The sequence below is a fragment of the uncultured Campylobacter sp. genome, assembly GCF_937890585.1.
In the GTDB taxonomy this organism is placed as follows: Bacteria; Campylobacterota; Campylobacteria; order Campylobacterales; family Campylobacteraceae; genus Campylobacter_A.
In genome coordinates this window covers 1-5,500 of sequence record NZ_CALACG010000152.1, presented here as the reverse complement: position 1 = coordinate 5,500, position 5,500 = coordinate 1, and the positions used below count along the sequence as shown (strand labels likewise).

General features: G+C 42.8%; 6 protein-coding genes. 3 read left to right on the top strand and 3 right to left on the bottom strand.

What is annotated here, in order from left to right; genetic code table 11:
• Positions 1-1,092, top strand: a 1,092-nt coding sequence (locus tag Q0296_RS04510; protein WP_298037054.1) for a cation-translocating P-type ATPase, incomplete at its 5' end; no start/stop codon positions are given.
• On the top strand, positions 1,092-1,361 hold the full coding sequence (gene ccoS, locus Q0296_RS04505; protein ID WP_366939721.1) for a cbb3-type cytochrome oxidase assembly protein CcoS: 270 nt from the start codon (positions 1,092-1,094) through the stop codon (positions 1,359-1,361). The genes Q0296_RS04510 and ccoS, both read left to right, overlap by 1 nt.
• Here the strand turns inward: ccoS and Q0296_RS04500 are convergent.
• The gene (locus Q0296_RS04500; RefSeq protein WP_298037051.1) at positions 1,296-1,904 is read right to left on the bottom strand and encodes a LysE/ArgO family amino acid transporter; all 609 of its coding nucleotides are present in this window, start codon (positions 1,902-1,904) and stop codon (positions 1,296-1,298) included. The genes ccoS and Q0296_RS04500 overlap by 66 nt on opposite strands.
• A 117-nt stretch (positions 1,905-2,021) precedes the next feature.
• Here Q0296_RS04500 and Q0296_RS04495 point away from each other — a divergent pair, with 117 nt between their 5' ends.
• Positions 2,022-3,683, top strand: coding sequence for a DNA polymerase III subunit gamma/tau (locus Q0296_RS04495; protein WP_298037048.1), 1,662 nt, complete (start codon positions 2,022-2,024; stop codon positions 3,681-3,683).
• 93 nt (positions 3,684-3,776) lie between these two features.
• Here the strand turns inward: Q0296_RS04495 and Q0296_RS04490 are convergent, their stop codons facing one another.
• Positions 3,777-3,914 carry a hypothetical protein gene (locus tag Q0296_RS04490; RefSeq protein WP_298037045.1) on the bottom strand — a complete coding sequence of 46 codons (138 nt, stop codon included), beginning with the start codon at positions 3,912-3,914 and terminating at the stop codon, positions 3,777-3,779.
• A gap of 110 nt (positions 3,915-4,024) precedes the next feature.
• Positions 4,025-5,455 (bottom strand): type I glutamate--ammonia ligase, encoded by a 1,431-nt coding sequence (glnA, locus tag Q0296_RS04485; protein ID WP_298037042.1) that lies wholly within the window; start codon positions 5,453-5,455, stop codon positions 4,025-4,027.
• Between the last annotated feature and the right edge of the window lie 45 nt (positions 5,456-5,500).

The following is a 5,500-nucleotide window of genomic DNA, read 5'->3' as shown; positions in this document are numbered from 1 at the left end:
ACATTTTGGTTTTGGTACTTTAAATTTAGCTTTTCAGAAGCGATAGTGACAGCTGTGAGCGTCATCGTCATCGCTTGCCCTTGCGCGCTTGCCCTTGCCACACCAGTTAGCAGCGTTTGCGCCCTTGGGGTTGCCTTTAAAAACAAGGTGCTTTTTAAGGAGGCTAAATTTTTTGAAAGCCTTGCAAAGTGCGACGTGGCGGTCTTTGACAAGACTGGGACGCTAACAAAGGCTAAATTTGAAGTGAGCGAGTTTTTTATAAAAGAGGGCGTGAGTATCGATAAAATTTACTCACTTTGCCTCATCTCAAACCACCAAATAAGCGTTGCGGTGGCTGAGTTTTTAAAGCAAAAAGGCGCAAAAAAAGTTGAGCTTGAAAATCCAAATTTAAGCGTGGCAAAGGGAGTTAGCGCTGATATCGCAGGCGAGAGCTTTGTCGCTGGAAGTAGGCGCTTTTTGGCTGAAAATGGGGTGAAATTTGAAGAAAGCGAAGAAAATGTGAGCTTTTTTGTTGGCAAGCAGGGCGAGCTGGTGGCTAAATTTTACCTAAAAGATAGCGTAAAGCCCGAGACAAAGTCGCTAATAGAGGAGCTAAAGAGCGCTGGCTTGAAGGTGTGTATCCTAAGTGGCGACGTGCAAAATGTGGTAAAAAATGTGGCAGATGAGCTTGGTGTGAGCGAGTTTAGAGCAGGGATGCTGCCTGATGAGAAGGCTAAATTTATAGCTGGTCTCAAACAGCAGGGCAAAAACGTGCTGATGGTAGGAGATGGCATAAACGACGCAGCTGCGCTAAGCCTTGCCCACGTGGCTATTTGCATGGGAAGTGGCGCGGCGGTGAGCCTAGAGAAAAGCGACGTGGTACTACTTGATGATAGCCTGCAAAGCCTAGCAAAAGCGGTGAAAATTTCAAAATTTACCTATAAAACGATAAAGCAAAATTTACTCTTTTGCCTGCTTTATAACGCCCTTAGCCTGCCATTTGCCGTGTGTGGCTACGTCATGCCGCTATTTGCCGCGCTTTTCATGTCGGCAAGCTCTCTAAGCGTCATACTAAACTCGCTTTTTATAGTTAGAAAATTTAAGGATAAATAGTGGATACAACGACTCTTGCGATGCTTGTTTTGGTCTCTGTTTTGATGGGGGCAGCCCTGCTTTTTGGCGTGCTTTGGGGGATAAAAAATAGGCAGTTTGAAGACTACCGCAAATTTTTAGACGGAGCAAATTTAGATGGCGAAGACGCGCTAAATGAAGCCTACGCACTCGAACTTCGCAAAAAAGAGGCGCTAAAAAAGAGGCTAGAAGCTAGCAAAAAGGAGCATGAAAGCAAGGGCGAGCATGATGAGGCCGACAAAAAACTCTAAAATTTTCCATGAGATGGGCCTTGCAAAAATGGGTGCTAAAAACCTAGCCAGATAGCCAAGTGCAAAGAAAAAGCAAAATGAGGCAAGGCTAGCTCCCATGCCAAATATCAAATTTTCATCTTTAAATTTAGTAGAAACCGAGCCTATTAGGATCATCGTGTCAAGATAGACGTGAGGATTTAGCCAGGTAAAAGCGAGCGTTAAAAGGATGTTTTTCTTTAAATTTGATCTGGCATAATCACTGCTGGTATCCATGCTAAGATCCTTGAAGAAGCACGTGTAAAAGCTCTTTAGCGCGTAAAAAAGCAAAAATAAAAAGCCACCATATAGGGCGATTTGCTTGATGATAGAAAAATTTTGCACGAGGCCAGCAAGTCCAAAAACTCCTGCAAAGATCAAGAGGGCATCGCTAATAGCGCAAATAAGGCAGATGATAAAGATATTTTCTCTTTTGATGCCCTGTTTTAGCACAAATGCGTTTTGCGCGCCAATAGCTAAAATGAGCGACAAAGAGGTGAAAAATCCAGATATAAATGCTTGCAAATTTATCCTTCTAGCTAAAGTTTGGCTTAAATTTAGCAAAATTTAACTTTATCATAACCATAAATTTATGCCTTTTTTTATAAAATCAGCAAATTAAAATTGCAAAAAGGAAAGCAGTTGCAAGCACTAGCCCTAAAATATCGACCAAAAAATTTTGACGAGCTCATCGGACAAGAAGCCGTAAGCAAGAGCCTAACCCACGCACTTGATGAGAACAGAGTGAGCCATGCTTATTTGTTTTCAGGCCTTAGGGGAAGCGGCAAGACGTCGAGTGCTAGGATATTTGCAAAGGCTTTGGTTTGCGAAAAAGGGCCAACTTCTAGGCCTTGCGAGGTCTGCGCGCAGTGTGTGATGGCAAACGAGTCGCGCCACATGGACATCATCGAGATGGACGCAGCCAGCCACAGAAAGATCGACGATATAAGGGAGCTCATCGAGCAGACAAAGTACGCTCCTACGGCTGCTAGATATAAAATTTTCATCATCGACGAAGTGCACATGCTAACAAAAGAGGCGTTTAATGCCCTTCTTAAAACGCTCGAAGAGCCGCCAAGCTATGTTAAATTTATCCTTGCAACGACCGACCCGCTTAAACTTCCGACGACGGTGCTTTCAAGGACGCAACATTTTAGATTTAAACAAATAAGCAGATATGAGATCGTAAAACACCTTGAATTTATCCTTAGCAAAGAGGGCGTGAGCTACGAGAGAGAGGCGCTTGAGATACTAGCTAGAAGTGGCGGCGGTTCGCTAAGAGATACGCTAACGCTGCTTGATCAAGCTATCATTTATGGCGCTGGTAATATCACAAAATCAAGCGTGGCAGCGATGCTCGGACTTCTTGATCCAAGTAGGATCGAGCAGATCATCGAACACGTCGCAAATGCCGATAAAAACGCCATTAGAGTGCTTGTAACCGAGCTTGAGACCTATGAGCCAGAGATGATCATAGATGAAATTTTGGCAAATTTAAAGCAGAGATTTTTAGACAACGACCCGAAATTTTCACTTCTTATATATGAGAGATTTTTTAGGATTTTGGCGCAGGCAAAGTCGATGTTAAGCGTATCAAGCGATAATGGCTTTGTGCTGATGCTTATGCTTTTTATAATGATAGAGGCGCTAAATTTACAAGATATCGATGAAGCCATAAAGCTTGCTAAGAGCGAGCCTAGCGTGGCTATAGAGCCAAAAGCTGGCGTGAGTGAACAAATTTTAGCCCTAAAAGAGGCACCAAGGTCGCCGTACGAGCAGTTTGTGGCAAAAATTTATGATAGAAGCTTTGAGCTTGGAGAAATTTTTAAAAATCACATAAGTTTTAGCTTTTTAAACGAAAATGAGCTTGGCTTGGTCGTCAATGCAACTGGTGATGAGCTGGCATTTTTCAAAAAAAGCTGGGGCGTAATGCATGAAATTTTACATACAATTTTTGGTAAAAAGATCAAGATCGTAAATGCTAAAACTCAAATTCCTGCTGCAAAGTCTGAGCCACAAACTAAGCCACAAGAGCCACAGGATAAATATAGCTACCTTGACGAGGAGATCGCTAAGATAAAGGCTAGACAGCAAGACGAGCAAAAATATGAGCCAGTAAAAGAGCCTGTTATGGCACGACAGATCGAGGCAAATACGCTATCTCAGCCACAAAATGACTTTGCAAAAGAGCTGATGTCGCTAAGCCAGAGCAAGAGTCCAGAGGAGCTTAAAAAGCAAAGAGAAGAGGGCGTTATAAAAGAGGCAAATAGGCTCTTTGGACAGCCTGAAGTGCAAAATAGCTAGGGAATTTTGCTAGCTAAATTTGGACGACTTTTGGGTATAAATTTAGAAATTTGATTTTGTCTTGGTCTAAATTTATAGACGAAATAACCAAATTTAACCTATGGCTAAAAATCTTTCTAGGCTCAAAATTTTAATAGTTTTTCGCCTGCCAAATTTAACTTTCTTTGTGGCGTAAATTTCTAAATAAAAATAGCCAAATTTAAAGCCTGAAATTTTATACGGCTTTTGCATAAATTTACTTACAATGGCAAAAACAGATACTACTAAATTTAAATTCTATATTTTAAAAATTTTATTAAAAAAAGAAGTTTCCAAGCCCAAAAAGAGCTTGGAAGTGCGTTTTAGCAAGAGAAGCAGGTCTTAAACTCATAAGCGGTCGGACGCGCTTCGTAAGGCCAAACCTGAGTTTCAAATTTCACGTGCTGATATGTGTCGATGAAAAGATCGCTCATTATCGGTTTTAGGTATTCGTTGTCACGGATAAGCGCTTCAAGGCTGCCACGAAGCGTGTGTGGGAGCTGCTCGATGCCGCGCTCTCTGATCTCATCAAGGTGAAGTTTAAATAAATTCTCATCCATCGGACCAACCGGCTCGTATTTGTGTTTTACGCCGTCAAGGCCTGCCATTAGCATCGCTGAGAAGGCTAAGTAAGGGTTTGCTGTGCTATCTGGGAATCTCATCTCAGCCCTAACCGACTTCTCGCCAGCGCCGTAAGGTATGCGGATGCTAGCTGAGCGGTTCTGGCTCGAGTAGGTGAGGATAGATGGTGCTTCAAAGCCTGGGATTAGGCGTTTGTAGCTGTTTGTGCTAGGGTTTGTAAAGGCTGCGACACTTCTAGCGTGTTTTAAAACTCCGCCTATGTAATACCTCGCAAAGTCGCTTAAATTCGCATATCCGCCCTCTTTATAAAATAAATTTTTGCCATCTTTCCAAACTGACTGGTGTACGTGCATGCCGCTGCCATTGTCGCCATAAGGCGGTTTTGGCATAAATGTAACTGTTTTGCCGTTTAGGTGAGCCACCATGCGAACTACGTATTTGTAAATTTGAACGTTATCAGCGGCCTCAACTAGGTTGCCATATTTCACGCCAAGCTCGCCTTGACCCTGCGCGACCTCGTGGTGTCCGAGGAAAACTTCAAGGCCAACTTGCTCCAAAACCTGCATCATCTCAGCTCTTAGATCGACCATGCTGTCGATAGGCTGAGTCATCAAGTAGCCGCCTTTTCTGCGTGGGCGGTGGCCTGTGTTGTAGCCATCTTTAAAGTCCGTAGCGTCGTTCCACTCGCCTTCTTCGCTATCTACTTGATACATTGCGCAGTTTGGGCTGTCGATGATCTTGACATTGTCAAATACGAAAAATTCATTCTCAGGGCCAAAAAATGCCTCATCTCCAAGGCCGCTATCTTTTACGTACTGCATCGCTCTTTTTGCGATCGAGCGAGGGCATTTTTCGTAAATTTGACCTTTGTAAATGTCGTAGATATCGCAAAAAACAACGACTGTGATGTCAGAGGTAAATGGGTCCAAAAACGCAGATGTCGCTTCTGGCTTCATTATCATGTCGCTTTTATCTATCGGCTGCCAGCCATGCATCGAGCTAGCGTCCATCGGAATGCCATGTATAAAATGGTCCTTTGTGACGGCCTTTATGTTGTAGCTTATGCTGTGCCATGCGCCGACTAGATCGGTAAATCTAAAATCGACAAATTTGACTTCATTTTCTTTACAAAAATCAAAAAAATGATCTACGCTTTGGACAAATTTTCCCATTTTTTTCTCCTTCTGGTTTTTAATTTTCGTATTCTATCATAAAAC